This is a genomic window from Blastopirellula marina DSM 3645 (genome assembly GCF_000153105.1).
Classification (GTDB): Bacteria; Planctomycetota; Planctomycetia; order Pirellulales; family Pirellulaceae; genus Blastopirellula; species Blastopirellula marina.
This window is the reverse complement of the sequence record NZ_CH672376.1, coordinates 1,115,791-1,140,920: the sequence shown is the minus strand read 5'-3', so window position 1 is coordinate 1,140,920 and position 25,130 is coordinate 1,115,791. Positions and strand designations below refer to the sequence as shown.

The following is a 25,130-nucleotide window of genomic DNA, read 5'->3' as shown; positions in this document are numbered from 1 at the left end:
ACGCGTCAAAGGGGGGAACCGAAAGCGGAGCGCCGGCAGGCTCCGCTCTCTGTTTGTCGGCAGGTATGCTACGTAACTCCGCGATCTTTGCCCATATGACAATCTTTGTATTTTTTGCCGCTGCCGCACGGGCAAGGCGAATTACGTCCCACCCGCTTGCCAACATTGCGAATCGGTTCGACGACTTCCTTTTCGCCGGGGGTCGAACCTTCGTTGTTCTCTTGCTGTTGACGGGCCAACTCGGCCGCGGCCGAACCTGCTTCGTCATGGCGAGCTTCGGTTTCGGTCCAGGTCGAGCTGACGAAATCCTCGTTCAGGCTTTCGATTTTGTAGACCAGGTCGGTGACGCGTTCGCCGATCGACTGCCACATGCTCTCGAATAAACGCATGCCTTCACGTTTGAACTCGACCTTCGAGTCGACTTGGGCGTAACCCGAAAACGCGACGGCGCTCTTGAGATGATCCATCGCCAGCAAGTGATCTTTCCAGATCGAATCGATCAGCTCAAGCAGAACGCTGCGCTCCATCCGGGTCATTTCGGGACGATAGCGTTCGTTGACTTCGCGAATCAAACGCTTCTCGAGTTCGGCTCGATCAAGCGAGGCCAACTCATCGGCGGCGACTTCTTTGTTGATCGTCGTGCGGATCCAGTCGGCGAGCGAGTTCAACTTGCCGTTGCCGCCGCTGACGATCGCCAACGTTTGATGGTCCGAGCCCGATTCATAGATCGATGCGACCTTGTCGCGGACCTTCTGCATCTTCTCGGCAGCTTGCCGGCTATGTCCATGGCTCTTTTCTTCGAGCAAGCGCTGAATCTCATCGCGTTGCTTGCTCTTGATATCTTCGAGATCGATTTTGATTTCAAAGCGCCGCGCCGCCCAATCGACCAGACCTTCACGATCCAACCGCGAACGACCGCCTGACTTGTCGCTGAACTTGTACAGCCCCGCCAAAACCGGATACTGCGATTCCTTCTGTTCGTAGGCCTCTTTCGCCATTTTCACAATCATGTCGGCGATGTCGGCTTTGCTCTTCTCACGAAGATCCTCAACCGCGATTTGCAAATCGAACTTGTAGTGAACCCAGCCGGCCAGACTCTTGTAGCCGAAATCGGGATCGAGAAATTTCTTTCCTTCCGTCAAATCGACCTTCTGGATCTGCTCGCGAGCTCTTTCGACCAGCAGCGTATCGACATGATCGCGGCCCACCTTTTTCAGGTCGCGATCGCTGAAGTTGGTCTTCCACATCGAATTGGAAAAGCGGGCCATCGCTTGCCAATTCCATTCCGACTCTTCTTCTTCGGAGGGGAGATTTTCGTCGATCGCGGCCATCACGTTGGATTCGGCCTGACCTTCGGCTTCGTCTTTGGCGTGCTCAGCGGCGGCGGTGATGTCGAGCCCGCGATAGTCGCGCGGATCCAGCTCACACGACAACTCGATCCCGGCCCAACGCGCAAAGGTTTCGACGCCGTAATCTTTGGCCAACAGCATGTCGACAAAGCGGTCGGTCTGTCGTTCGACCATGTCGAGGATCAGCTCTTTGCAGTCGTCGCCATCGAGAATTCGTTGGCGGAAGCCATAGACGCGCTTGCGCTGCTCGTCCATCACTTCGTCGCTTTCGAGCAGATTCTTACGAATGTCGAAGTTGCGTTCTTCAATCTTCTTTTGGGCGCCTTCGACGCGGCGCGTCACCATACGGCTTTCGATCGCTTCGCCGGCTTTCATCCCGCCTGGCATGCTCATCAGGAAGCCGCGGATCCAATCGCCAAAGAAGATCCGCATCAGGTCGTCTTCCAGCGACAAGAAGAAGCGGCTGCTGCCGGGATCGCCTTGGCGACCGCAACGACCACGCAACTGCAAGTCGATACGTCGCGACTCGTGGCGCTCGGTGCCGATCACATGCAGACCGCCCAGTTCGCGGACGACCTTGCCTTCTTCTTTCATCTTTTCGCGCGATTCAATCTCGGCGATCAGCGTTTCCCACTCTTCTTCCGGCACTTCCAGACGTGTCGGATATTTGTCTTGCAGCTGCGCCCACGCCAACGTCTCAGGATTGCCCCCCAAGACGATGTCGGTACCGCGACCGGCCATGTTGGTCGCGATCGTGACCGAGCCGATGCGTCCCGCTTGAGCGACGATGTCGGCTTCCCGACGGTGTTGTTTGGCGTTGAGCACCTGATGGCGAACGCCGCGACGTTCGAGCAAGTGCGACAAGCGTTCGCTCTTTTCAATCGAGACGGTGCCGACCAAGATGGGTCGTCCCTTTTTCTGGATATGACGAACCTGAGCGCGGGGGAATTCGGTGCGGCCCTTGCCCCCTTTTTCTTCAAAGACGACGACGCTCTCGTCTTCGCGAATCAGCTTGCCCCAGCGTTCGCCGCCATCTTTCATCTCGAGCACGTCCCACTTGTGGAAACGCTCGATCTCGTCCGCGACGGCTTCGTACTTTTCCTTTTCTGACATGTAGATGATGTCAGAGTGGGTGATCCGCTTCATCTCGCGATTGGTCGGAATCGCGATCACTTCCAGCTCGTAGATCTTCCACAATTCGCCCGCTTCGGTCATCGCCGTACCGGTCATGCCGCCGATCTTGTCGTACAGCTTGAAGAAGTTCTGCAACGTAATCGTCGCCAGCGTCTGCGTCTCTTCTTTGATCGGCACGCCTTCTTTCGCTTCGACCGCTTGATGCAGGCCGTCGCTCCATTGCCGACCTTCCATCTTACGACCGGTATGCTCGTCGACGATCACCACTTTGCGATCTTCGACCACATAGTTGACGTCGCGAATATAAAGGAAATGCGCCTTGAGCGAGTTGTCGATCAGGTGGGGCCATTCCATGTTGCCGGCGGTATAGAAGCTTTCGACGCCGGCGAGGCGTTCCGCCTCGCGAACGCCTTCGTCGGTCAGGTTCGTGCTGCGATCCTTTTCGTTCACTTCAAAGTGAACTTCCTTTTTCAGCGTGCGCGCAATCTTGTCAGCGACTTCGTATTTGCCTTTGTCTTGGTTCGCCGGACCCGAAATGATCAACGGCGTCCGCGCTTCGTCGATCAAGATATTGTCGACTTCGTCGATGATCGCGTAGTTCAAGCGACCTTGCGACTGCTGCCAACTTTTGGGGAAGCGCTCGTCGCCGCGCGCTGCGGGGCGCATGTTGTCGCGCAGATAGTCGAAGCCGAACTCGTTATTTGTACCGTAGGTGATATCGAGCGAGTAAGCGATTTGCCGCTCGTGAACCGGCATGTTGCTTTGAATCGCGCCGACCGTCAGGCCCAGTCCGCGATAAAGCGGCGACATCCACTCCATATCGCGACGCGCCAAGTAGTCGTTCACCGTGACGACGTGAACTCCTTTGCCTTCCAACGCGTTCAGATAGGCCGGGAGGGTCGCGACCAAGGTTTTACCTTCGCCGGTCACCATCTCGGCGATCGCGCCGCTGTGCAGCACCATGCCGCCGAGCATCTGCACGTCGTAATGGCGCATGCCGAGAAAGCGTTTGCCCCCTTCCCGACAAACGGCGAACGCTTCGACCATCAGGTCGTCTAACGTTTCGCCTGCGGTAAGGCGCTGTTTAAAGAGCCGCGTTTGATCGAGCAGCTCTTCTTCGCTCATCGATTCGTATTTTGATTCGAGCGCATTGATCGCGTCGACTGTGGATTGCAGGCGTTTCACGTACCGAGCATTCGACGATCCGAAGATCGACGTGATCAGTCGCTCAAAGCCGCTGAGCAAACCGCCGAAAAACAGGCAAATTTGCTCCCAAATCCGTTCCAAATACTCCATCGGTCGCTTTGCTTATGTCGGGTCTAAAAAGGAGGGAAAGGCCAGATGCGAAAACGTCCGGAAGAAGACACGAATTTCGCCGGCAAAATGTGCGCAAACCCTTTCCGCTGGGTAGCTTATAAGGATTATACCACTCGGTCAACCGCGCTTCGATCGGGGCCATTAGGGCTGTTCGCTGAAAATCGGTCAATCTTGATCGCCAAATCTTGCAACTGCCTGAAGATCGGTCGGATCGACGGTCCTGCGGTTGAAAACCGACTCCAGGACCGAAACAATCATCCAGTCCAGCTTGTCGAACGCTGAGCGACTTGCCCAAACGCTTGTTTCCTCAACACCTTAGGTCGTCGCCGCTTTGAACTCCGTCGTCAAACCAGTAAAAACTCGCGATATTCGCGGGAAATTGATCCTGCTCGGGACAGGCACCTCAGTCGGAGTGCCGGCGATCGGCTGCGGTTGCCCCGTCTGTACTAGCCGCGATCCGCACAACAAGCGGATGCGCTGCTCGGTCATTTGGGGCCTTCCCGAAGGAAATCTGTTGGTGGACACTCCGCCAGACATGCGTTCCCAACTGCTGCGCGAAGAGATCGGCATCGTTCACGCCGTCGCCTACACCCACCAACATGCCGATCACCTCTATGGACTGGATGACCTCCGCGTATTTCAGTTCTATCTTGGACACGGGGTCCCGCTCTATTGCGAACCGAACGTAGAGCGGCAAATTCGGGCCGCTTTTAGCTACGCATTCTCAGAGATAACTCCGACCCATGTCGGCGCGACGCCGGCGCTAGAGTTCCAACGTATCGGCCTCAACCCGTTTACCGTACTCGGCGCCCAAGTAACGCCGATTCGCCTGAAACATGGCCCCCGCTTTGAAGTCCTCGGCTTCCGGATCGGCAATGTCGCCTACTGCACCGACACCAATGAGATTCCCGCAGAGAGTTTTGCGCTGCTGCAAGGTCTCGACGTGCTGATCCTCGACGCGCTCCGCTTCGATCCTCATCCGACCCACTTTTCGCTCGACGAAGCGGTCGCGATGGCCGAAAAAATAGGCGCCAAGCAGACCTATTTTACCCATATCTCCTGCCGCATGGATCATCAAGAGACGAACGCCAAGCTGCCTGACCACATGCAACTAGCGTACGATCGACAAGAGATCCCGCTCTCTTAAGCGGCGACGTTGCTTAGTCTGTCGGGCGTCTGGATTCGCGAAACCGCCCCAGTGATTCGCTAGAACGTCCATCGATCCGCACAGAGGCTCCATTCTACTGAACTATTTTCTGTATTTTCTATCGTCATCTATTTAGCGCATAAGCCAAGCCGGATACAATCGCCCTAATATCCCGTTAGTGTGGCGTTTTTTTCCACACCCCGCTATTGGGCTTATTTTTTTGTCTGGGGTCTAATTGCTAGGGATTATCTCTACAAACATTTCCCAGCGCAGCAAGCTCTTATCCATATCATCGGCGATTACTTTTCTCCCTCATTTATCCATTCTTGCAGGAGTCTCCCTGATGCGCAAAACGCGAGGATTTACTCTGGTCGAGCTGCTGGTCGTGATTGCGATCATCGGCGTCTTAATTGCGCTGTTGCTGCCGGCCGTCCAACAGGCCCGCGAAGCGGCTCGGCGGATGCAGTGCAGCAACAATCTCAAGCAAATGGGATTGGCTTGTCACAACTACATGGACACCTATTCCGAGAATTTACCCCCCGGCGCGTTTTACATCGCAGCGACTAGCACGTGGAATTCGCATAGTTTCGCGGTCGCAATTCTGCCGTTTCTAGAACAGACTGCACTCTACGAGAAGTACGACTTCACGAAGTCGCCGGACGCTTCGCAGAACGCGACGGTTCGCAAGGCGCAAGTCAGCGCCTTCTACTGTCCCAGCTTTGATGGGCTGCCGGTCAACACTTCAACGACGGCTTATGCGGACGGTGCGATGTTTACTTACCAGGCTGTGGGCGGCGTCTATTACAACAATGCGGCCTTGGATCAAGATCTCACGGAGTCGAATCACGGGAAGTTCCCTAGCAACGGCGTTTTTCGCATTGACGGGTCACGTCGTGCGGCGAAAGTGACCGATGGCCTCAGCAACACGGTGATGATCGGCGAATATACTCATCGTGATAAATCAGGGACCAACGGCGGCTTTCCTGGTAACGTCCGCGTCTGGGTAATTGGGAGCTTAACCAACCAGGCCTTCTACAGCACGAAGGCGATCTATCAAGACACCATCAATTCACGACGCGATCGCTTGGACGGGGTCAAATTCAACCATTTGCCCTTCACCAGCCTGCATCCAGGCGGAGTCAATTTTGCCGTGGCGGACGCCAGCGTTCACTTTCTGCCAGAGACGATCGACTTTGACGTCTATCGTTCGTTAGCGACGATCAACGGCGGTGAAACTGCTCAGCTTCCTTAGCGCTGATGCAACACGCCGTTGTTGTCTGACCGGCGAGAGACGATTGTCCACGGAGAATACGATGTATCGATTCGATCGAATAGCGGCAGGGGTCGGCCTCTGCATTTTGCTCTGCGGCTGCGGTGGTGGTAACGGACTCGAGACAGCGCCGGCGACCGGCCAAGTTCTCTACAACGGTAAACCGCTTCCTTACGGCACCGTTAGCTTTCGTCCGAAAGCCGGTTCGCCTGCGACCGGCGTGATTCAGACGGACGGCAGCTTCACTTTGACGACTTACCGCAATGGAGATGGCGCAATCCTGGGCATGCATGAAGTGCTGATCAATGCGACCGAACATGACGCCGGAATCGCCGCGCCGGTCCAACCCGATACAGAAATGCTGGCGCCCAAGTCGCTTATTCCCGAGAAATATATGAGCTTCTCCACCAGCGGAATCACGGCTGAGGTGAAACAGGGAGAGAAGAATCACTTCCAGATCGAGATGCGTGACTGAATGGAACGACGATCCGACTTGCTAGCGACAACCGAAGAAACCCCCGCTTTGATCAATCAAAAGCGAAGGGCTCGCCGATACTAACTGCAAGCTCAGCGACTGAAGTTGAAATGCGCCGGCACGTCGTCCGCATCGCTTCGACTTGGTCTCCTTGCAGGACTGTCAGCATGTCGCGTCCATCTACTTTCCCACGCTGGAAACGGGTTTCCCTTGCGCTCGCGCTGGGTTGCTGCCTGTGGGGACGCGAAGTTCACGCCGACGATACGTCCCACGCCGCGTTCCGTTCTTGCTTGAGCGGGACCTGTTTTGACCCCTGCGATTCGGCCGCTAACATCGTCCGTACTTATGGTCCCTGCGCGTGCCAACGGCGCGGCGCGCTGATGCAGTGGAGCTATGGAACAAGCTTCACCGGCGGGCCCAATCTTGACGAGCCGCTGGTGACCGACCGCCCTGATTTTACCGAAGCAAGTTCGACCGTCGGCCGCGGCGTCGCCCAAATTGAAATGGGCTATACGTACATCCATGACAACGATGGAACCACGACCACCGATTCGCATTCCTATCCAGAGACGCTACTGCGTTACGGCGTTTGGGCCGATTGGCTCGAGTTTCGCATCGCGTGGAACTACGGCCATCAATCGAGCGAATTGGACGACATCGTCGGCAGCGAAGACTTGTACTTGGGCTTCAAAATTGGCCTGACGCCGCAAGAAGGAATCCTGCCCGAGACAGCGTTGATCCCGCAGATGGTCGTTCCAACCGGCGCCGACGAGATGACTGCGGACCGCGTACTGCCGGGGCTGAACTGGCTCTACGGCTGGGACCTGTGCGAGACCATTTCGACCGCCGGCAGCACGCAGTTTAATTCGGCCGTCGATGAAGAAACCAACGACGTCTATACCGAGTGGGCCCAGTCATGGACGATCGGTTATTCACTGACTGACAAACTGGGCGGCTATACCGAATGGTACGCTCTCTTCCCCCACGGCGCCGAGACGATGCTGCCGGAACATTATCTCAACGGCGGCTTCACTTATCTGATCAGCGACAACATCCAGTGGGACATCCGCATCGGCGGCGGCCTGAACGACGCCGCCGATGACTTGTTTGTCGGCAGCGGGGTCTCGGTCCGGTTTTATTAGAGCGACTCCATCAGGGCTGCATTCGCTTCCGCTCAAAATCCTCTAGCCGCGCAGGCGTGATCAACGATCCTTCGCTTTCGACATAGGTCAGCTTTGGTTGCCGCAACAAAGCGTTTAAGCCGGCGTCCGAAATCTTGGTATCGGCCAATCCGATCCCTTCCAGCTTCGGCATGATCGGCAGTTGCTGCAGATCCGCGTCGGTAATCGCACAGCCAGACAGATCCAGCTGTTCTAGATTGGGTAGACCGGCCAACAGTCGCAGTAAGTCGGCGCGATAGACGTCCGGCTCGATTCGGGCGGCATAGATCGGCGCGTGTTCGGTTCGCTTTAACATCACTACGCCTCGGTTTCCTAACAGAAAAACGGAGTGCTGATCGTCCAGCCCGACGCCGGCGACGACTCCAGGCGCATCCGCGTGAAACTCGTCGAGCGTGATCAGAGCAATCTGGCCGTCCGGCTTTTTGACATAGTACAAATCGTCCAGCGCATACCGCGTATCGGCGATATGCAACTTCGAGCCAGGCGGAGCCGACAGCGCGAAATACTGCCGCAGCAATCGCCGCTCGTTCGGAAACGGCACGTTCAAGTCTCCCCAACCTTCCACCAGTTCAAGACCTGACTCCGAGGTGATCAGCGCGTCGGGCAAGTTGCCGGAATACAGCACGCTGGCGACGCCATGATCGACCCAGCCAACGTAGAATCCGGCCGGATAGATCAGCATTACGGCCGCGGCGGCCCACTCCCAACCGACCTCCGGCAACCGCTGCGGAACGCTGGCCAACAACCAGCAACCGACGACGGCTGTGCAAAGATTCCAAGGGATGACGCTATAGTTCCAGTCATACGCCAGCGGCGAGAGGAAGAGCACAATCCCCACATGCATCAGCGCGCAGGGGATCGCCGCCCAGTGGGGACGCAAGATCGCCAGTAAACCGACGCTCAACTCTCCCAGCCCCACGCACCAACCGAAAGCTTCGCCGAACTCGGTTGGATCGAGCCCGAGTGATGACGTCATATTCCAAGCGTTAAAACTGAACCAATCAGGCGAGAGCAACTTGTGCAGCCCGGCCCAGGTCCAGAGCGAAGCGAGAAACCAGCGCACCAAACGCAGCCCGCGCTCGTCCACAGTCGCGGCCATCAACACCGCCGTCGCGATAAACTGCGGCTGCGTCCGAAACTGATCGAAAACAAACGAGATCAAGAGAGTCGTGACATGAATCCCCAAACCGAATCGCGGGCGAAGCAACATCACGACGAGCGTCGCCAGCAACCAAAATCCAAACGGGATCTGCGGCAGATCGATCAGCGGCAAATGAACCGGCGCCTGGCGCACCTGCCAGAGCGGCCAAGTAAAAAGAATCGTCGCCGTTTGAGCACTGACGCAAACGACCAACATGCCGTACTGCAGCTTCGTCAGACCGGCCCAAAACTTAGATTCCGCCGGTTGGACCAGCATGTTCGCGATATCGACCGCCGGGTTGAAAGAGCGAGTAGCCACAGCACTTTATTTTCCGTGTTGGGCGGCGACCGCGACAGCGCCAGCAAGGTTGAAATCGAACTTCGTTTGGCAAGGATGCAATGTTGTTGTGCCACAACCTGAGCAAGATGTCCATCCGAATGGGCCGGGAACAATCTCCTTCCAGGAGCAAGCGTTTTCCCCTGCTTGAATATTCGTCCCCGCGCTAGACTGGTCCCGTGGCTATTTCCCGAGCGGATTGACAAGAAATTGTCAGAAGCGGAGATGAAATGGCTGGCCTGACCCAGCATTCTATGGAAGAATAGCAAAAGCTGATATATCGTGACATCTAATCGAGCCGCCCCACGCCCTTTAGACAGGTCCCTATCAGCGGCGGACACTTGCGATATCGCCCTCATCGTGCAATCCATACATTCTATCTTTTCCAGGAGTGCATTTATGCATGGTGGTCTTCGATTTGGATGCGCAGTCGCCGCTGGGCTGCTGCCGTTCCTTCTGGGGTGCGGATCGCCCCAAGACAGCTTGAATCGACAACCGGTCTCCGGCTCGGTCACGCTGAAAGGCCAGCCGCTAGATCGCGGCTCAATTTCACTAGAAACGCAAAACTCGGCGCAAGGAACAAGCGGCGGCGCCGTGATTGAGAACGGCGAGTTCTCAATCTCGAGACAACGGGGTTTGCCGCCGGGAAGTTATACCGTGCGGATTTACAGCCCCGATCCGACCACCCTGGGTTGGCCTGCAGGAGAAGCTCCCGGCGAGTCGCGTCGTGAGCCCCAAGAACGGGTTCCCGCCGCTTGGAACACCAAAAGCGCTCAAACCGTGGTCGTCGAAGATGGCGGCGAAAATCGTTTTGACCTGGCGATTCCTTAACGGCGCCGCGACGCGACAAAACTCATAGCGCGCATTCCTCCTTTCTTTTTACGATTCGGGAACCAAAACCATGACTCTTCCGCACCACAAAACACGCGGGTTCACCTTGGTCGAACTGTTAGTCGTCATCGCAATTATCGGCGTCTTGATCGCGCTGCTGTTACCGGCAGTGCAGCAAGCCCGCGAAGCGGCGCGACGGATGCAATGCTCGAACAACTTGAAGCAGCTCGGCTTGGCGATGCACACCTATCACGACACCTACAACAACCTGCCGGCCGGCGTGAACGGCTGCTGCTGGGGGAGTTGGCAGTTGGCGATCTTGCCGCAGATGGAATTGGGCAATTTGTACAACAACTATGAGCAGAAGATGTACGACACCGACTATCGGTACAGCAGCGCGCCCAACGTCGACGTCACCAGCACGCGCATCGCTACGCTGACCTGCCCCAGCGACGAACCGAACGCGCCGATCGCAACCAGCGGGGTGAACCTGACCTCACACAACTACGCCGTCAACTACGGTAACACCGGATACGCTCAGCAAGCGACCCTGAACGGCGTTACCTTTGGCAAAGCTCCGTTCTCGCAAAACTCCAGCACCCTCGACAAGTTCTACGGGTTCCGCGATATCGTGGACGGCACATCCAACACGCTGCTCGCATCCGAAGTGCTGCAAGGCAAAGGAACCGATCTGCGCGGTTTCACCTGGTGGGGAGACGCATCGCAGTTCACGACCTATTTACCCCCCAACACGTCGCAGCCCGACGCCTACAACGGCACTTGCCACACCGATCCCCAGGCCAATCTCCCCTGCACCGCTTCGTCGACCAGCAATCCCACCATGATGGCTTCACGCAGTCGGCACCCCGGCGGCGTGCAAGCGCTGCGCTGCGACGGCTCGGCTCGGTTCATCTCCGAGAACATCCAGCTTGATACCTGGCGAGCGCTCTCGACTACGCAAGGAGGCGAAGTTCTGGGTGAGTTTTAAGTGATTAACAGAACGGAATGCGATCCGCCCAAACCTTCAGGCGGATCGCATATTTGTCGGCCAGGCCTTGGCCCGATGATTACTGCACTACCCCACACGCTCGGCCGTCCAAGCTTCGCACTTATAAACCACTTCGATCTGCGGCACTTCTTCTCGTTTTAGATACTCGGCCAGTTCCGTCAAAAGCGTTTCTAGCCGCTCTGGCCCGGCGATGTGACTCAACCGGTTGTGACTGCGCCACAGCTGCAGGTAGCGCTGGGGCGACATCAGCACCGCATGCTTCGTCTCGCTGCGACCGACGAACTGAAAATCACCAGTCGACTCGAGCGTTTGATCCCAGTCGCGGTTGCGGTAGGCCTCGCTGAATTCCGGCACATGACGGCGGATCGCATGTTCCGTCCAACCTACGGTGGTTCCGGTCGCCGCAACGCGGTTGTTCCAGAGCAGGGTCAGTTTTCGCTGCGGCTGCAGAATGCGGCGAATCTCTGGTAGTGCGCTCTGCGGCTGGGCCCAATGAAACGCTTGCGCCGCGATCGCCCAACGCTGCGATTGATCGGGCAAGCCGGTCGCGTCAAACGTGCCGTCGACCCAGGTAACGCCGGCGACGTTGGCCTGACTGCGCATCGCTTCGTTCGGCTCGACCGCGGTAACGCGAAAGCCGGCGTTGGCCAAAATGTGGGAAGAGATTCCGGTTCCTGCACCCAAATCGACGACCGGATCGCCGGCCGCGACGCCTGCATTTTCCGCTAGCAGCGAAATAAATTCGGCCGGATAACTGGGGCGCGACGTGCCGTAAGCGGCGGCTTGATGCGAGAAATCACCGAGCGAAGACATGCGATAACACCTAGGGATGGAAAGGAGCAAAGCTGCGGTTCACCTTGCCTCGCAAGGGGGCGTCGATTTAAGATGCGGGAACTCAATCGGACGAGTCGCGTTGCACGGGAAGCATCACGCGGGTGACGCGTTCGACTTTCAGGGAAGGAGAGCGGCCATGTCATCTACCGATTCGCCGCGGATACTGATCGTACGGCTCAGTGCGTTGGGAGACGCGATCCTAACGCTCCCGCTCTTGTGCGCCTTGCGAGAAAAGTATCCACAAGCTCACATCACTTGGCTCGCCGAACCGGTCGCCGCTCAAATTTTAGCGGGGCACCCCTGTCTCGACCAATTGCTGACCGTAAAAAAAGGGTGGCTGAAGCGTCCGAGCGAAATCGTCTCGCTCCGCCGTCAGCTGCAAGCGGCGAAATTCGATCTCACCTTCGACGTGCAAGGACTAACCAAAAGCGCCGCCGCCGCCTGGCTAAGCGGAGCCAAGAGGCGAATCACTTTCGCTCGAGGTCAAGCGCGAGAACTAGCGCCCAACCTGGCGACCGAACTGGTCACGCCGCGGCATCCGCATGTCGTGCATCGCTATCTGGAACTCGCGACGGCGGTCGATATCTATTCGCCGGCGATTGAGTTTCGCCTGCCGATTGACGAACCGGCGCGAGCCGACGTCGCCGCGATCCGCCGCGACCTTGACCGCACGCGCAACTTTGCCGTGCTGAACCCCGGCGCCGGTTGGTTCAGTAAGACCTGGATGCCGCAGCGCTTCGCCGAAGTGGCCCGACATCTCCAATCGCAGTATCAATTGCCGTCAGTGGTCACTTGGGGCAACGAACAGGAAGCGGACTGGGCCGAAGAGATCGCCCAAATGTCGCGTGGCGCCGCGATCGCGGCGCCCAAGCTGTCGCTGCCGCAATTGAAAGAACTGTACCGGGGGGCCAATCTGTTTGTCGGTTGCGACACCGGCCCGCTGCACTTGGCCGCGGCGGTCGAGACCCCCTGTATCGCCCTGTTTGGCGTCACGCCGACCGAGCTATGTCGCCCTTTGGGACCGCATCAGCAGGTCGTGCAAGCCTATTACCAGCCGCTCACCTCCCGCCAGCGCGCTCGGGCCGGAAACGAAGCGATGCGTGCGATTTCGACCTCAATGGTGCTCGACGCGATCGATTCTCTCTTTCAGCCGCAAAGCCGGGAAGCCGCCTAGCGATTGGCGCCGTATAATCGATCTTACTTCTCGCTGAGCGGAATGCGATGGAAAAGATAATGCGCAAATTTGACGGGGCAACCCTCTTTCTCGCGGCGATGATCGCCGTCGCGATCGCGGTCGTGGGATTTATGGTCGTCTCCCAATATCAAAACGCGCAGCGACCTGCGGCGCTGACCGTGGCCGTCGAAAAGCTGGAAGATTACGCGCCATTCGACGGCTCCCTAGCGATGGGGTATCTCGAAGGAATGTGCGCGATCGGGCCGCGGGTCAGCGGTTCGCCCGGTATGGCTCGGCAGCAGCAATATCTCACCAAGATCCTCGAAGCGGCCGGCGGCAAAGTGTCGCTACAAGAGTTTGACGTCCGCCATCCGGAAGATGGTTCTCGCGTGCCGATGGCCAACTTGATCGCCCAGTTTTATCCAGATCGGCCCGAGCGCATTTTGCTCTGTGCGCATTACGATACGCGTCCCTTTCCGGACCAAGATCCCCTCAACCCGCAAGGCACGTTTGTCGGCGCCAACGATGGGGCGAGCGGCGTCGCCGTCCTGTGCGAACTGGCGCGTCATCTGGGCGACCTTAAGTCGCACGTCGGAGTCGATATCGTCTTTTTTGATGGCGAAGAATTGGTCTTCGACAATCGCCGTGATCCTTACTTTTTAGGTTCCGAGTATTTCGCTCGCGACTACGCCCAAAATCCTCCGGCCCATCGCTACCGGTACGGGGTGCTGCTCGACATGGTCGGCGACAAGGACTTGCAGATCTTTGAAGAGAAGAACAGCTTGCGATATCCCGACGTTCGCCCGCTGGTGCGAGATATTTGGAGCACCGCGCGCAAACTGGGGATCCGCGAATTCATCGCGCGGCCGCGACACGAAGTTCGTGACGATCACCTAGTGTTGAACGATATCGCCAAGATCCCGACTTGCGACATCATTGATTTTGACTATCCCAATCCAGGCTACGGTCCCAAGTACTGGCACACCGAAAAGGATGTGCCGGCGAACTGTTCGGCTTTGTCGCTCGCCAAGGTGGGCAAGACGATCTTGACCTGGCTCAACGAACTGGAGCCGTCGCGGTAAGGACGCCGCCGCGCATCTCCCCTTTTTTCAAGAATGCTGGTCTTCCATGCTCGCTTCAGCCATCCTCTCGGCGTTGATCTTGTGCGTCGCCATCTTGATGCATGCGACGCACCATGCGACCTGGCGTCGCGCTTCGGCTGACGCTTCGATCCCCGCCTATCGCCGTAACTATCTCCGCCTACAGTTTCAGCGCCGCATGGCGGTCTGCTATATTCTGGCCGCTCTGGCGGCGGCGATCATGATCGGACATTTCATCCCCCGCTCGATCTTCTTCATCATCTTCTGGGGCTGCGTGATGCTGTTGATCCTGTGGATGGTCGTATTGGCGATGGTCGACATGATGGCGACGCGCAACCTGATCCTGGTCGAAAGAGATCAGCAAATCGCGCGGCGCCGAGCGCTGGAGCAACAATTCGGTAAGCGTTCTGCGGCGCCGCAAAATCCAGCCCAAGACTCGGCGACGGAAGAACCGCACGAGTGAAACGAACAAGGGGCTCAGGTCCGAGATTTGCGACAGGTTAAGAGTCCGCGTTCACGCCGTTTTTCCGATTTGCGGGCGCCATTGCGCCCAGCAACTTTGGCGTCGAACCGTATTGGACCTGCCCCCTTTTTCGCAGACGCTATTCTCCGGTCATCCCGGCAGGGATCTCTCCCTGGTCGTTCAGATCAAAATCAAAGTGGCGCTGCGTCTCGGAGACGTCAATTCGCAGCTTCGATTGATCGTTGTATTCGGCCGGCAGAAATTGCCGGCTGTTGTGGGTCATCCCCCATTCGATATCTTGCTGCGTCGGATTTGGTTTGAGCTCTTTTTTATTGCCATAGATCAAAACCGAGGCCTTGCCCGGCGACGCGGCGATATGGAAACGCCCAGAGGAGATCACGCCGCCTGCGGTGACTCCTTTACCATCAATCGGCATCAGCGATATCGCTCCATCTTCGACCGGTTCTCCGTTAAACGTGACGACGCCGGTCACCGAAATCAGGCCATCCGTGCGACCACAACCTAGTAAACCGATCACCAGCAGCACGATCGGTCCCCAAGAGCTCCGACGCGACAACATCATCCCATTCATTTTCAACCTGCATTACCAAGGATTTTTTGAATCGCTGAGACATTCCAATTCGATCCAGCGCAGCTAGGGAGCAATCACTTCCGCCCCTTGCGTCGAAGTCATGCCGCGCCAAGTGTCGATATCGATATTCTGTGCGACAAATTGAACGGAGCCGTCAAAGTTGGTCGCATTGACGCCGCCGGGATGCATGCTCATCGCTGCAAAAGTCGCGGCGTACCAACGATCGATGACGTATTTGCATGGAATCTTCTTCTTGAAATCGTTGGTCTGCCAGCAATAGCGACCGCCATCCACGACCGCCGAAGTATTGGGAGAGAGATATCCGGTAAATCCTGCGCCTGAGGTAAAGATCGTTACGCCATAAGTTCCGTGGTAGCCGGCCGAATTTTGATTGATCGGAACTTCCGATGTCATCACGCTACTGCTGGTCCCATCGGTCACGGCGGCCAGACCATAAATCTCATCGACGCGAAATGCCGATCCGCCGTTCGAATAGGTCCAAGTGCCGTCCCAGTTGTTCGCGTCATCCTGCCGATAGTTGGTGTTGCCGACGCAGACCGCGTAGCTGGCGCGTTGATGACACCAACGCGGATTGCTATCCGCTTGTCCTAAAACCATTTCTTCGGACGGACAAGACATGACCGAAAGCGAAGTGGTACGGTAAGCCAAATTGTTGCCATCGTTAACACGAACCGTCCAATCCAGCGTGTCGTACAGAGCTTGTTGCTCAATAAACGGCAGCACGCGCCCTACCCAAGAAATCGTATCGAGTTTATTGCCGGGTTCACCGGGAAAGAGCTTCGGCCCAAACCCAAAGTACGGCAACTTCTGATAGGTGTCGTGATAGTTGTGCAGCGCCAACGCGATGTTCTTTTGATTGCTGACGCATTGCGTCCGCCGCGCCGCTTCGCGCGCTTGCTGAACCGCCGGCAGCAGCAGCGCAATTAAAACGCCGATGATCGCGATCACGACCAACAGTTCCACCAGCGTGAAGGCCTTACGGAATGGGAGACGCAGCATGGAAGACACCTATGAAGAGAAAAAGATGCGGAAAACCGAATATTAGATATTGCCGCACCGCGCCACAATGAGATCTCTTTCACGACCTCTGAGTTTCTTTCCGGATCGGCCCACCCAAGCGATCGAATAGCGGCGGAATGATTGAGCTTACGCCCCATATCGAGGCAGCTAAGCCCCTAGCCCCCACTTTGTCGCTCACAGAAAGAGCGCCGGGAATCTACATAATTTGGGAGGCGAATTCGACCGAGAGTTGGTCGGGTGGGAAATGTTTTTAGAAGTTTCGCCGCCAAGAAAGCGCCAAAGGCCGTCCCCAGCGGGCACGACCTTTGTTAATGCGCCGTTCCTGAATCGGTGCTTTCTCTAATTACCGGTCATTCCGACAGGGATCTCTCCCTTGTCGTTCAGATCGAAGTCAAAGTGGCGCTCTGTATCAGAAATCGTAAGCCGCAATTTCGACTGCTGGTTGTAGGGAGCAGGGAGATAGGGAACGTGATCCGACAGGATATTGCGTTCAATTTCTTCCGCCGTGGGATTCTTCTTGACGACTTCTTTGGTCGCGTAGATCTGCACGGCGATCATCCCTTGAGAGGACTGCCCGCGGACGATCTTTCCCTCCTCAATCGTCCCCCCGCCTGCCGCGCTTTTGCCATCCACCGGCGTAAACGAAATCGATCCGTTTTCGACCGGGACTCCGTTGTAGGTGACCGTGCCGGTCACGGTAACCATTCCATCACTTCTTCCACAGCCGATCACGGCGACGCAAACGGCGGCGATGCCGATCCCCGCCCAGGCGCTGCCCAAGTTATTCGTCATCATCGTCATTTACTCCGCCAGGATTGTTAAAAGAGAGGCGAGCGACGAGCACTTGCGCAGCTCGCCGCAACTTCTGCCGCTGTGCGTTAGTTCGCGAGGACTTCGCCGCCTTGCGTTGAAGTCATGCCGCGCCACGACCAGATGTCGATCGTTTCGGGGACAAACGAAACCGAGCCGTCAAAGTTGCCGACGCTGACGCCGCCCGGATGCATGCTGAACGCTGCGTAGGTCGCGCTTTGCCATCCGCCGCCCGACTTGTGGCACGGAATCTTGTGCGCCGGAAAGTCGTTCGGATTCCAACACTGTCGGCCGCCGTCGACCGAGGACCGCGTGTTGGGGGTCAGATATCCGGTAAAACCGCCGTTGTTCGAGAAGATGACGGCGCCATATCCGCCTTGCCAACCCGATTCGTTCTGATTGGTCGGCACTTCGCCCAGCATGACCGTGTTGCTAGTTCCGTCGGTCACCGCCGAAAGATTGTGGACGCGGTTCATTTGAAACGCGGCGCCGCCGTTGTTATACGTCCAGAGTCCGTCCCAGTTGTTGGCGTTGTCTTGGGCGTAGTTCGTGTTACCAACGCACACGGCGTAGCTCGATCGTTGGTGCGAATAGTTGCCGATGGTGCCATCCCCGTTCCGTTCGCCGACCGTCATGTTTTCTGACGGGCAAGACATCACGGACAACGAAGTGCTGCGATACAGTTTGTTGTTTCCGTCGTTGGTGCGACCGTTGAAGTTCATCGTTTCGTACAAAGCGTTCTGCTCGAGAAACGGCAGCACGCGGCCGTACCACGAAACCGTGTCCCCATCGGGATGCGTATCGCTGGTCGCAAAACCAAGATAAGGAAGGTTGCGATAGGTGTCGTGATAGTTGTGAATCGCCAACGCAACATTTTTGATATTGCTGATGCATTGCGTACGACGAGCCGCTTCTCGCGCCTGTTGAACCGCCGGAAGAAGAAGCGCAATTAAGACGCCGATAATGGCGATGACAACCAACAATTCGACGAGCGTAAAACCCGCTGGAGATTTTCGGAGTAGCATGATGAACTGCCTTCGATGAGAAAAACAAAAAAGCCCAGGAACCCCTAGATTCTATAATGGCCCGACACTTCATCAATGAGATCTGAGTTACTGGCAATTGAGTTCCTTTACAAGCGTTTTAGGAGCGTCATGCACACGCTATGGTTTCCAATGCGTTTTTTTGCTTGGTATGGCCATGAGGCGACCCGCCACTTGCGGTAGTTTTGCCTGCTTTTTCCCTTACAGGGAGGGATAAGCAACTCTGCATCAATCTTTGGTTGCTCGAACGCCCCAGCGTGCTGGCGGAAGAAATTCGCGGTAACCCGAACGGTAAAACAGCGTCCGCAGGGGGATTTTGGGGGCGGCGCTAGTCTCCGCTGAGCCGACTTTCATCGATCCGCGCGTGGAGCGCCCCCCCGGAGCGGCGGAAAATCATCGTGATTTCGTTGCCGTGCTCATTGAAGCGGACCTCGTCCATGAAGGTCCGAATCAAGAAGAGCCCACGGCCGCTGGGACGCGTTAATTGCTCGACATCTTCCGGGTCATAGTGGATACGCGAGACGTCGAAGCCGGGCCCTTCGTCACGCACAATATAGTGCGATTCATCCCCCAACTCCCGCGCCGTAAAATAGACGCGTCGCGTCTGATAAGGCGCGATCAAGCGGCGGCGGGTCGCTTCTTCAAAGTAGCGATCCCCTCCGGTCTCTTTGAGCGCTGAGCTGAGTTCAAGATTGCCATGATGCATCGCATTGCGAATCGCTTCGTCAAGCGCGATGCCGACGCGTAACAGTTCGCCATCGTCCAGATGACGAAACTGCTTGAGATAGTGCTGCACATGCGCCGTCACGGCGCCGATCAGTTGAGCGTCATTTTCTAACACAAACTGAAATTCGGTCTGACTCCAACATTGGCCCAGCCGAGCTTGCTGCCGATCATGGTGCGCCGCCGCCAGGACCTTGCCTAACGTTTCCAGCAGCGAACCGGCGAGATTTCGCTTCGGCACGTAACTAGCCGCGCCGCGCTGCAGAGCCGCAATCGCTAACTCTTCGCTGCCAAAAGCAGTCATCAGGATCGCCGGAACCAGCGGGAACTGGTCTCGAATCCGCTCCACCAACTCTAGCCCATCCATCTCCGGCATTTTCAAGTCGGTCAGCACGACGTCCGGTTGCCGCTCGACCATCTTCCGCAGCGCTTCTTCGCCGGAGACGGCGGTGGTCACTTCTAGATTGCCGCGATTATTTTGCGAGAGCAGACCTTCCACCAGAGTTCGATCGACAGGGTTATCATCGACCACCAAAATCCGTATGTCGCGATAGCCGGTGACGTAGAGTCCGCCGGGCCCTGGCGACTTTTCAGATCGAACATCCTGCTCTGGCGAAGACATTGGACCGGCGATTCCCGACAGATTTAGAGACTTCAGCCGACGTGCGGCAAGCGACAATCGCTAAGCGTAAATCGTGACGCCGCGACTCTCTATTTGCATCGAGTTAAGTTCGCGCGAAGAAACCCCTGGAAACGGATCTTATCGCGCATGTCTCCGCAACGCTTCCGCGTTTTACGTTCGATTCTGACGATCCGCTTTCAGCAGACCCAGTAAATTCCGTTCGATCGTTGCCGAGATTTCACTCAACGGCAAATGCCCCAGATTCCCCGTCAGAAACGGGTTTTGCAATTCAATCCCGATCTGATCGACCGACAACAGCGGATAGGCGACCAGCATCGTCATCAGCGGCGTGAGCCAAATGATCTGGAGGTTATGCAGCAACACCAGCGGCAGCGTCAGCAAAAACATGGCCAGGTACCGCCGAATTTTGATCGAATAAACGAGCGGCAGCGGAGTTTTCAAAATTCTCTCGCAACCGCCGACATGATCGATCAACAGGGCGCGCTCTTTGTCGATTTGCAAAAAGGCGAAGTGATCCAGATCACCTGCTTTGGCGCCTTGCTGCAGCAGTTCCGCTAATTGCAGCGCGACATAGCTTGGCATGTGCGGCGCGGCGGCGATCTTTGCGGCGTTGTCCTGGCCCACCAAATTGACCACTTCGGTCGCCGGCGATTGGCCGCGCAAACTATGTCGCACCACATGCGGATAGGCGGCGGCCCAATGGATCAGCTCTGATCGCCAGTGCGGATCGCGCGGACCATAAGCCAAACCGCTGATCACCAGGTTGCGCGCTTGATTCACAATTCCGCCCCACAGTTTGCGAGCTTCCCACCAACGCTCATAGCCGGCGTTAGTTCGCAAGACCAGCAGTACGCTGAGCGCGGCGCCGGCGATTTCAAACGGAGTTTCTTCCAGATCAATCCAAACCGCCCACCTGCGATCAAAAATCACCACGACGCTGACAATCAAAGTTGCAATGAGACCGAAGAGCAGCACGTCGCGAAAGATCCGCGGCGTTACCGATCCACGCAGCGAAAACGCTTCGTGCCAAAAGTTCATTCGATTAGGATCTCTCACGCGGGTGACTCCTGAAGGGAGAAGACGAATCAAACGACAATCGAAGGCATCGCGGCATGGCCCCCATTCTCGGCGGCAGAGCCGATCCTACCAAGATCGATTGCCGACAGGGCGGAAAAGCGAACGCCGGCGGTCAAGTCAACGCCGCTCGTTGGACCCCAGAAAAGGCCGACCATCGCTGGGGAAGGACGGCCTGGGTTGAAAAGCAAAAGCATCCCCGGCAGGGATCGAACCTGCAACATCCCGCTTAGAAGGCGGGTGCTCTATCCAGTTGAGCTACGGGGACAAAAGAAGCGAACAACGGCTCAATTCTAGCAAAATCGGCCGGCGGCCATAGATGATCACGGCAGACAGCCTTCAGACGCAGTCGAGGCCGCCGGGGATCGCACTAGGCGGCCGATTTTTCTCGAAAAAGTACTGCATTGGCTTATTTGAGCGACTGTAAATAGGCGGCGACGTCGCGTAGCTGGCGGCGCGACAGGACCTTGGTCATCTCCGGCATCAGCGAGATTCGCTGCTCGGCCAAGTCGTCGACGTCGTCTTGCGGAATCACGACTTCTTTTCCTTGGGCGTCGCGCAAGACCAGCTCGTCGTCATCTTCGGAGGTGACGATCCCCTGCACCGTCTTGCCGCTGACCAGCAACACCGTCGTCGCGCGATATTTTGGCTCGATCTCGGCGCTGGGCGCTACGATCGATCGCAGCAGATACTCGGCGTCTCGCCGTTTGGCGACTCCATCCAACGCCGGCCCCACATCGCTCCCTTCTTTGCCGATCCGATGACAGCGAATGCAGGCGGCATCTAAGTGGGTCATAAAGATCTTCTCTCCCAGCTTGGCGTCGCCGCCGAAAAGGCTCGACCGATAGGGGGCGATTACCGCGGTGTCAGCGGCGTCCGATTGCAGGCGAGCGGCCAGCTTGGCAATCTGCGGCGAGGTCGACGCTTTGGCCGCGGCCGCGATCTCTAGTTCTAACTGCACCTCGGGCATCTGCTGCGCAAGATGCTTTTCTAACTCAGCGACCAGCAGCGCGTCGGCTTCTGCTCCTGGGATTCTACCCAGCAGATCAATCGCGACTTGGCGTTCGCCAAGTGACGCGTCGTCGCGAGAAAGCAACTGACCGATCCGAACCACCGCGGCGTCATGAAATTTCGGCATCTCCATCTGTCGCAGCGTCGCCAAACGGAGCTCCGCCGATTTTGCTCGCCATAACTTCGGCAACGTTTCGAGGATGAGATCAGACTTGGCGGTCGTCAACGACCTCATCGCTTCCACACGCAGTTCGGTGTCCAACTGTTGATCCAAGGCAATCAGCTGCAACCCTTCTGGCGAGAGCGTAAGATTCAGCTTGTCGGCCATCGCTAGGGTGGCGGCGCGAATCTTTTGACTCGGATCTTCCAGCAGAGCGGCAATCAACGAAGCGAGTCGGTCGGTCGGCAATGTCCGGTCTGAGGAGATTCGATATTTCTCTCGATTGCGACCATCCACGCGATCCAAGCGGGGTTCGCCGCGCCAATGAGCCAACGCGTCGATCGCTTCCAGACGCATCGCCAGCGGCGACTCGACGTTTTCGGCAAAGGCGATCAGCCGCCCGGCGCTGACTGCGTCTCCCAATCGATAGTTGGCGTTAATCACGCGGATCATCACCGCATCGCTGGCATCCAGGTCATGCGTCAGCAGTTCCGCCATCGCCGGCATTGCGGCGGGAATTGAAAAGTCATCATGAATCGCCGTGACCGCTTCGCGAACGATGCGCGGATCGGCGTCTTGCAAAAACTGGGCGACATCTGGATTGGCTTGTTGCCGCAGCGCCACGACCGCCGCCAAGCGAACTTCCGCCTGCGGATGCTGGGCCAATGTTGCGACGTCACCTCGCGCGGCCAAGGCCATCGCGCCGGCATGTCGCAGGTAGAGGTCTGCCCCGTTGTTCTTCGCCAGCAGCGACGCGATCCCCGCTAAGTTGCCGCACGCGGGATGAGCCGCGAGCGCCTGAGCGGCGAAGAAGCGAACCCGCGGGCTCTCATCCTCCAGCCCTTTGGTCAGCGACGACTGGGGATAGCGGGGCAGATCCGAAATGGTCCGCAGCGTCTGGGCGCGAATCTCGGCATCGCCGTCGGCGACTAATTCGCCCAGCGTTTTGACAGCGGCTGAGTTTCCCTGTCGCCCGAGCTGCCCCAGGCCCCAGATCGCATGGATGCGAGCAAGTTGGGACTTGTTGGTCTTCGCGACCGCTTGCAGCGCGGCGAGGTCGCCCTGCTTGACCAATTGAAACTGCGATTCCAACCGAATGCGCTGATCGACGTGCGCCAGCAACTTGGTCAGTTCGGCCGTATCACGCTGGGCGAAACCGGCGGCCAACAGTTCGCGGACCTCGGTACGAGCTGGCGACTTGGCGGCGGCCGGAACGTCGATCTTCCAAACGGCGCCTTTTTCGTTCAGCGGATAGCCCCCGCCCCAGTCGACTCCGTACAAGCCGCCGTCCGGCCCAAAATTAATGCCGACCAGCGGAACGCCGTTGCCGATCTTGTGCTGGTTGGTCATCGTGAACGAAGCGCCGTCCGTCTCGGCTTGAAACGCGACCTGCACGCCGCCGGGCGCGCCTGTCAAAAAGAAATAGTCTTTGTACTCAGGACTGAGCGCCGTGCCGGGGTTAAACGTAAAGCCGGCTGGTCCATCTAGCGAGTAGGCCAACGGCGGCGTTAGATAGGCTGGTTGCGCTGCACGCCGCGTCTGCCACAACTCTTCGGCCATCCAAGGGTTATAGCCGTCGCCGCGATATTGATAGTTGCAGCGCCAACCGGCGTCGATTCCTTTCGCGATGTATACGAACCGCTCCTTCTCTCCCTTTTGATCCGAGTCATTGTCGACGCCGAACAAATTGCCATATGTATCAAACGCCAACTCTTGCACGTTTCGCAAACCGTGCGCGAAGACTTCGAAGTCGCTGCCGTCAGGATTGCACCGCATGACGCCCCCTTGGTTCGGATAGCGAAATTCGCGTCCTTCCTGCGAGACGACGTGGATCCCCTTATCTCCCACCGACCAATAGATTTTTCCGTCTGGCCCCACCGTCAAACCATGCATGTCATGCCCGGCGTAGGCGATGTGAAAACCGAAGCCGGTCGCCATGATTTCGCGATGGTCCGCTTGGCCGTCTCCATTGGTGTCGCGCAATCGCCAGACATCCGGCGCGATGGTGGCGAAGACATCGCCGTCATGCCATAACACGCCGGCGGCGATTCCGGTGATTTCGGTTTGAAATCCATCGGCGTAGGTTTCGATCTTGTCGGCAGTTCCATCGCCGTCGACATCTTCGAGCCGGTGAATCTGTTCGGACAACATGGTCAGATCATGCCAATCTTTGACGCCATCCCGGTTCAGGTCGTCGACGCGCTTCTTCTTCGGATCGGGTCCGCCGCTTGGCATTTGCGCATGAAAAAAGGCCTGCTTGTCGGCAGGCCACTCAAAACCAACATCGTCCGGTATCCAATCTTTGTTGGCTCGAATGTCGAGATCCTGCGACTTTCGCCGCTTCGTCTGCGTGACATACGCACGGCCTTGATTGTCCAGGCTGATCGCCACCGGGTCGGGCACGTTGACATCGCCGCTCCAACGAAAGAACTCCAACGTACTGGGATCGGCGTGCGACATTTTCTTGGTCGACTTGTCGTTGGCTTTGGCGGGAGCTTTATCGGCTTCCTTCGCGCTCTTAGTTTTCGATTCCACCGGAGGCTGCGCCGCCGACGAGTCGTTATGGGACAGCGAAGATGGCTTGATGGCGACTCCGTTAATTTTAACGTCGTCCCACAATCCCATGTCGTCAAATGAACCGATCGCGATCTCTCCCCACACGAAGCGTTTGTCATGGGCGACCATCTGCGGCTTTTTCATGTCGTCGAAGTAAACTTCGATCAGGCCGCTGTCGATCTTGCGGACCACTTTCACTTGGTGCCAGGTGTCGTCCTTCCACGGCGTGCCGGCATTGGTTTGGTCACTGATTTTAATGCGGGGAGCGTCGTCGACCACAAAGATCTGATTCGAGTGATCGTCGGTCTTCTCGCCCAAGTGGACATAGTAGAAGTTCGCCGGGTCTTGCATCCCCCATGCGATCACCATGTCGCGGTGCCCCCGCGACGTCTGCAGCGTTTTCGCTTTGGCGGTCAGAACGAAATCGCCCAGCAGCTTGTCTTTCAAGATCGCTAACGAAAACGGGCTGCGGTGCGGCGGCTTGTATTTGCCGACGCCGCTTAGCTTGAACGCATGGCTACCGTCTTCTAACTTCACCACCGACCAGCTCGCCGGATCGGTCGGGCTCCACGCGGCGGCGCCGTTCTCAAAGTCCGCGGAGATGACCAGCGGCAACGTCGCTGGCTGTTTCTCGGACTGGGCGACCGCGACCCGCACCGTGGCGGGAAACAAAATCAACAAACCAAAGAGGGCGATTCGCAGCATAAGTCGGCAGG

Annotated in this window: 19 protein-coding genes and 1 tRNA gene; 9 read left to right on the top strand and 11 right to left on the bottom strand. The window is 57.3% G+C overall.

All coding sequences use genetic code 11. From position 1 onward, the window contains the following. Positions 1-68 precede the first annotated feature (68 nt). Positions 69-3,779 (bottom strand): preprotein translocase subunit SecA, encoded by a 3,711-nt coding sequence (gene secA / locus DSM3645_RS31685; RefSeq protein WP_002651251.1) that lies wholly within the window; start codon positions 3,777-3,779, stop codon positions 69-71. Between the two features lie 352 nt (positions 3,780-4,131). On the opposite strand from secA, the gene DSM3645_RS06375 reads away from it, so the two are divergent. The 4 genes from DSM3645_RS06375 to DSM3645_RS06360 all read left to right on the top strand — a co-directional run bounded on the left by DSM3645_RS06375 (position 4,132) and on the right by DSM3645_RS06360 (position 7,834). Next, positions 4,132-4,947, top strand: a complete 816-nt coding sequence (locus DSM3645_RS06375; RefSeq protein WP_002651249.1) for an MBL fold metallo-hydrolase — start codon at positions 4,132-4,134, stop codon at positions 4,945-4,947. Positions 4,948-5,290: 343 nt separating this feature from the next. After that, the gene (locus tag DSM3645_RS06370; protein ID WP_002651248.1) at positions 5,291-6,199 is read left to right on the top strand and encodes a DUF1559 domain-containing protein; all 909 of its coding nucleotides are present in this window, start codon (positions 5,291-5,293) and stop codon (positions 6,197-6,199) included. Positions 6,200-6,260: 61 nt separating this feature from the next. Then, a complete protein-coding gene (locus tag DSM3645_RS06365) occupies positions 6,261-6,692 on the top strand; it encodes a hypothetical protein (protein WP_002651247.1) in 432 nt (143 codons plus the stop codon). A gap of 167 nt (positions 6,693-6,859) precedes the next feature. Beyond that, positions 6,860-7,834, top strand: coding sequence for a transporter (locus tag DSM3645_RS06360; protein WP_161603301.1), 975 nt, complete (start codon positions 6,860-6,862; stop codon positions 7,832-7,834). A gap of 10 nt (positions 7,835-7,844) precedes the next feature. Here the strand turns inward: DSM3645_RS06360 and DSM3645_RS06355 are convergent, their stop codons facing one another. Then, a complete protein-coding gene (locus DSM3645_RS06355; protein WP_002651245.1) occupies positions 7,845-9,332 on the bottom strand; it encodes a MauE/DoxX family redox-associated membrane protein in 1,488 nt (495 codons plus the stop codon). Between the two features lie 417 nt (positions 9,333-9,749). Between DSM3645_RS06355 and DSM3645_RS06350 the strand changes: the two genes are divergently transcribed. Then, the gene (locus tag DSM3645_RS06350; protein WP_002651244.1) at positions 9,750-10,181 is read left to right on the top strand and encodes a carboxypeptidase-like regulatory domain-containing protein; all 432 of its coding nucleotides are present in this window, start codon (positions 9,750-9,752) and stop codon (positions 10,179-10,181) included. A 70-nt stretch (positions 10,182-10,251) separates the two neighbouring features. Beyond that, on the top strand, positions 10,252-11,169 hold the full coding sequence (locus DSM3645_RS06345) for a DUF1559 domain-containing protein (protein ID WP_002651243.1): 918 nt from the start codon (positions 10,252-10,254) through the stop codon (positions 11,167-11,169). An 87-nt stretch (positions 11,170-11,256) separates the two neighbouring features. Here DSM3645_RS06345 and DSM3645_RS06340 read toward each other — a convergent pair whose 3' ends face one another. After that, the gene (locus tag DSM3645_RS06340) at positions 11,257-12,003 is read right to left on the bottom strand and encodes a class I SAM-dependent methyltransferase (protein ID WP_002651242.1); all 747 of its coding nucleotides are present in this window, start codon (positions 12,001-12,003) and stop codon (positions 11,257-11,259) included. A gap of 157 nt (positions 12,004-12,160) precedes the next feature. Here DSM3645_RS06340 and DSM3645_RS06335 point away from each other — a divergent pair, with 157 nt between their 5' ends. From DSM3645_RS06335 to DSM3645_RS06325, 3 genes are read left to right on the top strand one after another with little or no spacing between them, the layout of a single operon-like run. Beyond that, positions 12,161-13,198 carry a glycosyltransferase family 9 protein gene (locus DSM3645_RS06335; protein ID WP_040351656.1) on the top strand — a complete coding sequence of 346 codons (1,038 nt, stop codon included), beginning with the start codon at positions 12,161-12,163 and terminating at the stop codon, positions 13,196-13,198. A gap of 59 nt (positions 13,199-13,257) precedes the next feature. After that, positions 13,258-14,280 carry a M28 family peptidase gene (locus DSM3645_RS06330; protein ID WP_237564768.1) on the top strand — a complete coding sequence of 341 codons (1,023 nt, stop codon included), beginning with the start codon at positions 13,258-13,260 and terminating at the stop codon, positions 14,278-14,280. Between the two features lie 46 nt (positions 14,281-14,326). After that, a complete protein-coding gene (locus DSM3645_RS06325) occupies positions 14,327-14,761 on the top strand; it encodes a hypothetical protein (RefSeq protein WP_002651239.1) in 435 nt (144 codons plus the stop codon). 139 nt (positions 14,762-14,900) lie between these two features. Here DSM3645_RS06325 and DSM3645_RS06320 read toward each other — a convergent pair whose 3' ends face one another. The 8 genes from DSM3645_RS06320 to DSM3645_RS06280 all read right to left on the bottom strand — a co-directional run bounded on the left by DSM3645_RS06320 (position 14,901) and on the right by DSM3645_RS06280 (position 25,119). Beyond that, positions 14,901-15,341 carry a hypothetical protein gene (locus tag DSM3645_RS06320; protein ID WP_237564767.1) on the bottom strand — a complete coding sequence of 147 codons (441 nt, stop codon included), beginning with the start codon at positions 15,339-15,341 and terminating at the stop codon, positions 14,901-14,903. A gap of 75 nt (positions 15,342-15,416) precedes the next feature. Beyond that, positions 15,417-16,373 carry a DUF1559 domain-containing protein gene (locus tag DSM3645_RS06315; protein WP_002651237.1) on the bottom strand — a complete coding sequence of 319 codons (957 nt, stop codon included), beginning with the start codon at positions 16,371-16,373 and terminating at the stop codon, positions 15,417-15,419. Between the two features lie 360 nt (positions 16,374-16,733). After that, the gene (locus tag DSM3645_RS06310) at positions 16,734-17,189 is read right to left on the bottom strand and encodes a hypothetical protein (RefSeq protein WP_116344459.1); all 456 of its coding nucleotides are present in this window, start codon (positions 17,187-17,189) and stop codon (positions 16,734-16,736) included. Between the two features lie 83 nt (positions 17,190-17,272). Then, positions 17,273-18,229 (bottom strand): DUF1559 domain-containing protein, encoded by a 957-nt coding sequence (locus tag DSM3645_RS06305; protein ID WP_002651235.1) that lies wholly within the window; start codon positions 18,227-18,229, stop codon positions 17,273-17,275. Positions 18,230-18,575: 346 nt separating this feature from the next. Continuing rightward, entirely contained in the window at positions 18,576-19,592 is a 1,017-nt protein-coding gene (locus DSM3645_RS06300) for a response regulator (protein ID WP_002651234.1), read from the bottom strand. A 171-nt stretch (positions 19,593-19,763) separates the two neighbouring features. Beyond that, positions 19,764-20,669 (bottom strand): bestrophin family protein, encoded by a 906-nt coding sequence (locus DSM3645_RS06295; RefSeq protein WP_040351654.1) that lies wholly within the window; start codon positions 20,667-20,669, stop codon positions 19,764-19,766. Positions 20,670-20,881: 212 nt separating this feature from the next. Continuing rightward, positions 20,882-20,955 (bottom strand) — tRNA-Arg (locus DSM3645_RS06285). Between the two features lie 141 nt (positions 20,956-21,096). Further along, positions 21,097-25,119, bottom strand: coding sequence for a PVC-type heme-binding CxxCH protein (locus tag DSM3645_RS06280; protein WP_002651231.1), 4,023 nt, complete (start codon positions 25,117-25,119; stop codon positions 21,097-21,099). Between the last annotated feature and the right edge of the window lie 11 nt (positions 25,120-25,130).

Bases quoted from the DNA above. Each gene is read 5' to 3' on its own strand.
- secA (WP_002651251.1), bottom strand. From the start codon at position 3,779: ATGGAGTATTTGGAACGGATTTGGGAGCAAATTTGCCTGTTTTTCGGC.
- DSM3645_RS06370 (WP_002651248.1), top strand. From the start codon at position 5,291: ATGCGCAAAACGCGAGGATTTACTCTGGTCGAGCTGCTGGTCGTGATT.
- DSM3645_RS06365 (WP_002651247.1), top strand. From the start codon at position 6,261: ATGTATCGATTCGATCGAATAGCGGCAGGGGTCGGCCTCTGCATTTTG.
- DSM3645_RS06360 (WP_161603301.1), top strand. From the start codon at position 6,860: ATGTCGCGTCCATCTACTTTCCCACGCTGGAAACGGGTTTCCCTTGCG.
- DSM3645_RS06350 (WP_002651244.1), top strand. From the start codon at position 9,750: ATGCATGGTGGTCTTCGATTTGGATGCGCAGTCGCCGCTGGGCTGCTG.
- DSM3645_RS06345 (WP_002651243.1), top strand. From the start codon at position 10,252: ATGACTCTTCCGCACCACAAAACACGCGGGTTCACCTTGGTCGAACTG.
- DSM3645_RS06340 (WP_002651242.1), bottom strand. From the start codon at position 12,003: ATGTCTTCGCTCGGTGATTTCTCGCATCAAGCCGCCGCTTACGGCACG.
- DSM3645_RS06335 (WP_040351656.1), top strand. From the start codon at position 12,161: ATGTCATCTACCGATTCGCCGCGGATACTGATCGTACGGCTCAGTGCG.
- DSM3645_RS06330 (WP_237564768.1), top strand. From the start codon at position 13,258: ATGCGCAAATTTGACGGGGCAACCCTCTTTCTCGCGGCGATGATCGCC.
- DSM3645_RS06325 (WP_002651239.1), top strand. From the start codon at position 14,327: ATGCTCGCTTCAGCCATCCTCTCGGCGTTGATCTTGTGCGTCGCCATC.
- DSM3645_RS06320 (WP_237564767.1), bottom strand. From the start codon at position 15,341: ATGTTGTCGCGTCGGAGCTCTTGGGGACCGATCGTGCTGCTGGTGATC.
- DSM3645_RS06315 (WP_002651237.1), bottom strand. From the start codon at position 16,373: ATGCTGCGTCTCCCATTCCGTAAGGCCTTCACGCTGGTGGAACTGTTG.
- DSM3645_RS06310 (WP_116344459.1), bottom strand. From the start codon at position 17,189: ATGATGACGAATAACTTGGGCAGCGCCTGGGCGGGGATCGGCATCGCC.
- DSM3645_RS06305 (WP_002651235.1), bottom strand. From the start codon at position 18,229: ATGCTACTCCGAAAATCTCCAGCGGGTTTTACGCTCGTCGAATTGTTG.
- DSM3645_RS06300 (WP_002651234.1), bottom strand. From the start codon at position 19,592: ATGTCTTCGCCAGAGCAGGATGTTCGATCTGAAAAGTCGCCAGGGCCC.
- DSM3645_RS06280 (WP_002651231.1), bottom strand. From the start codon at position 25,119: ATGCTGCGAATCGCCCTCTTTGGTTTGTTGATTTTGTTTCCCGCCACG.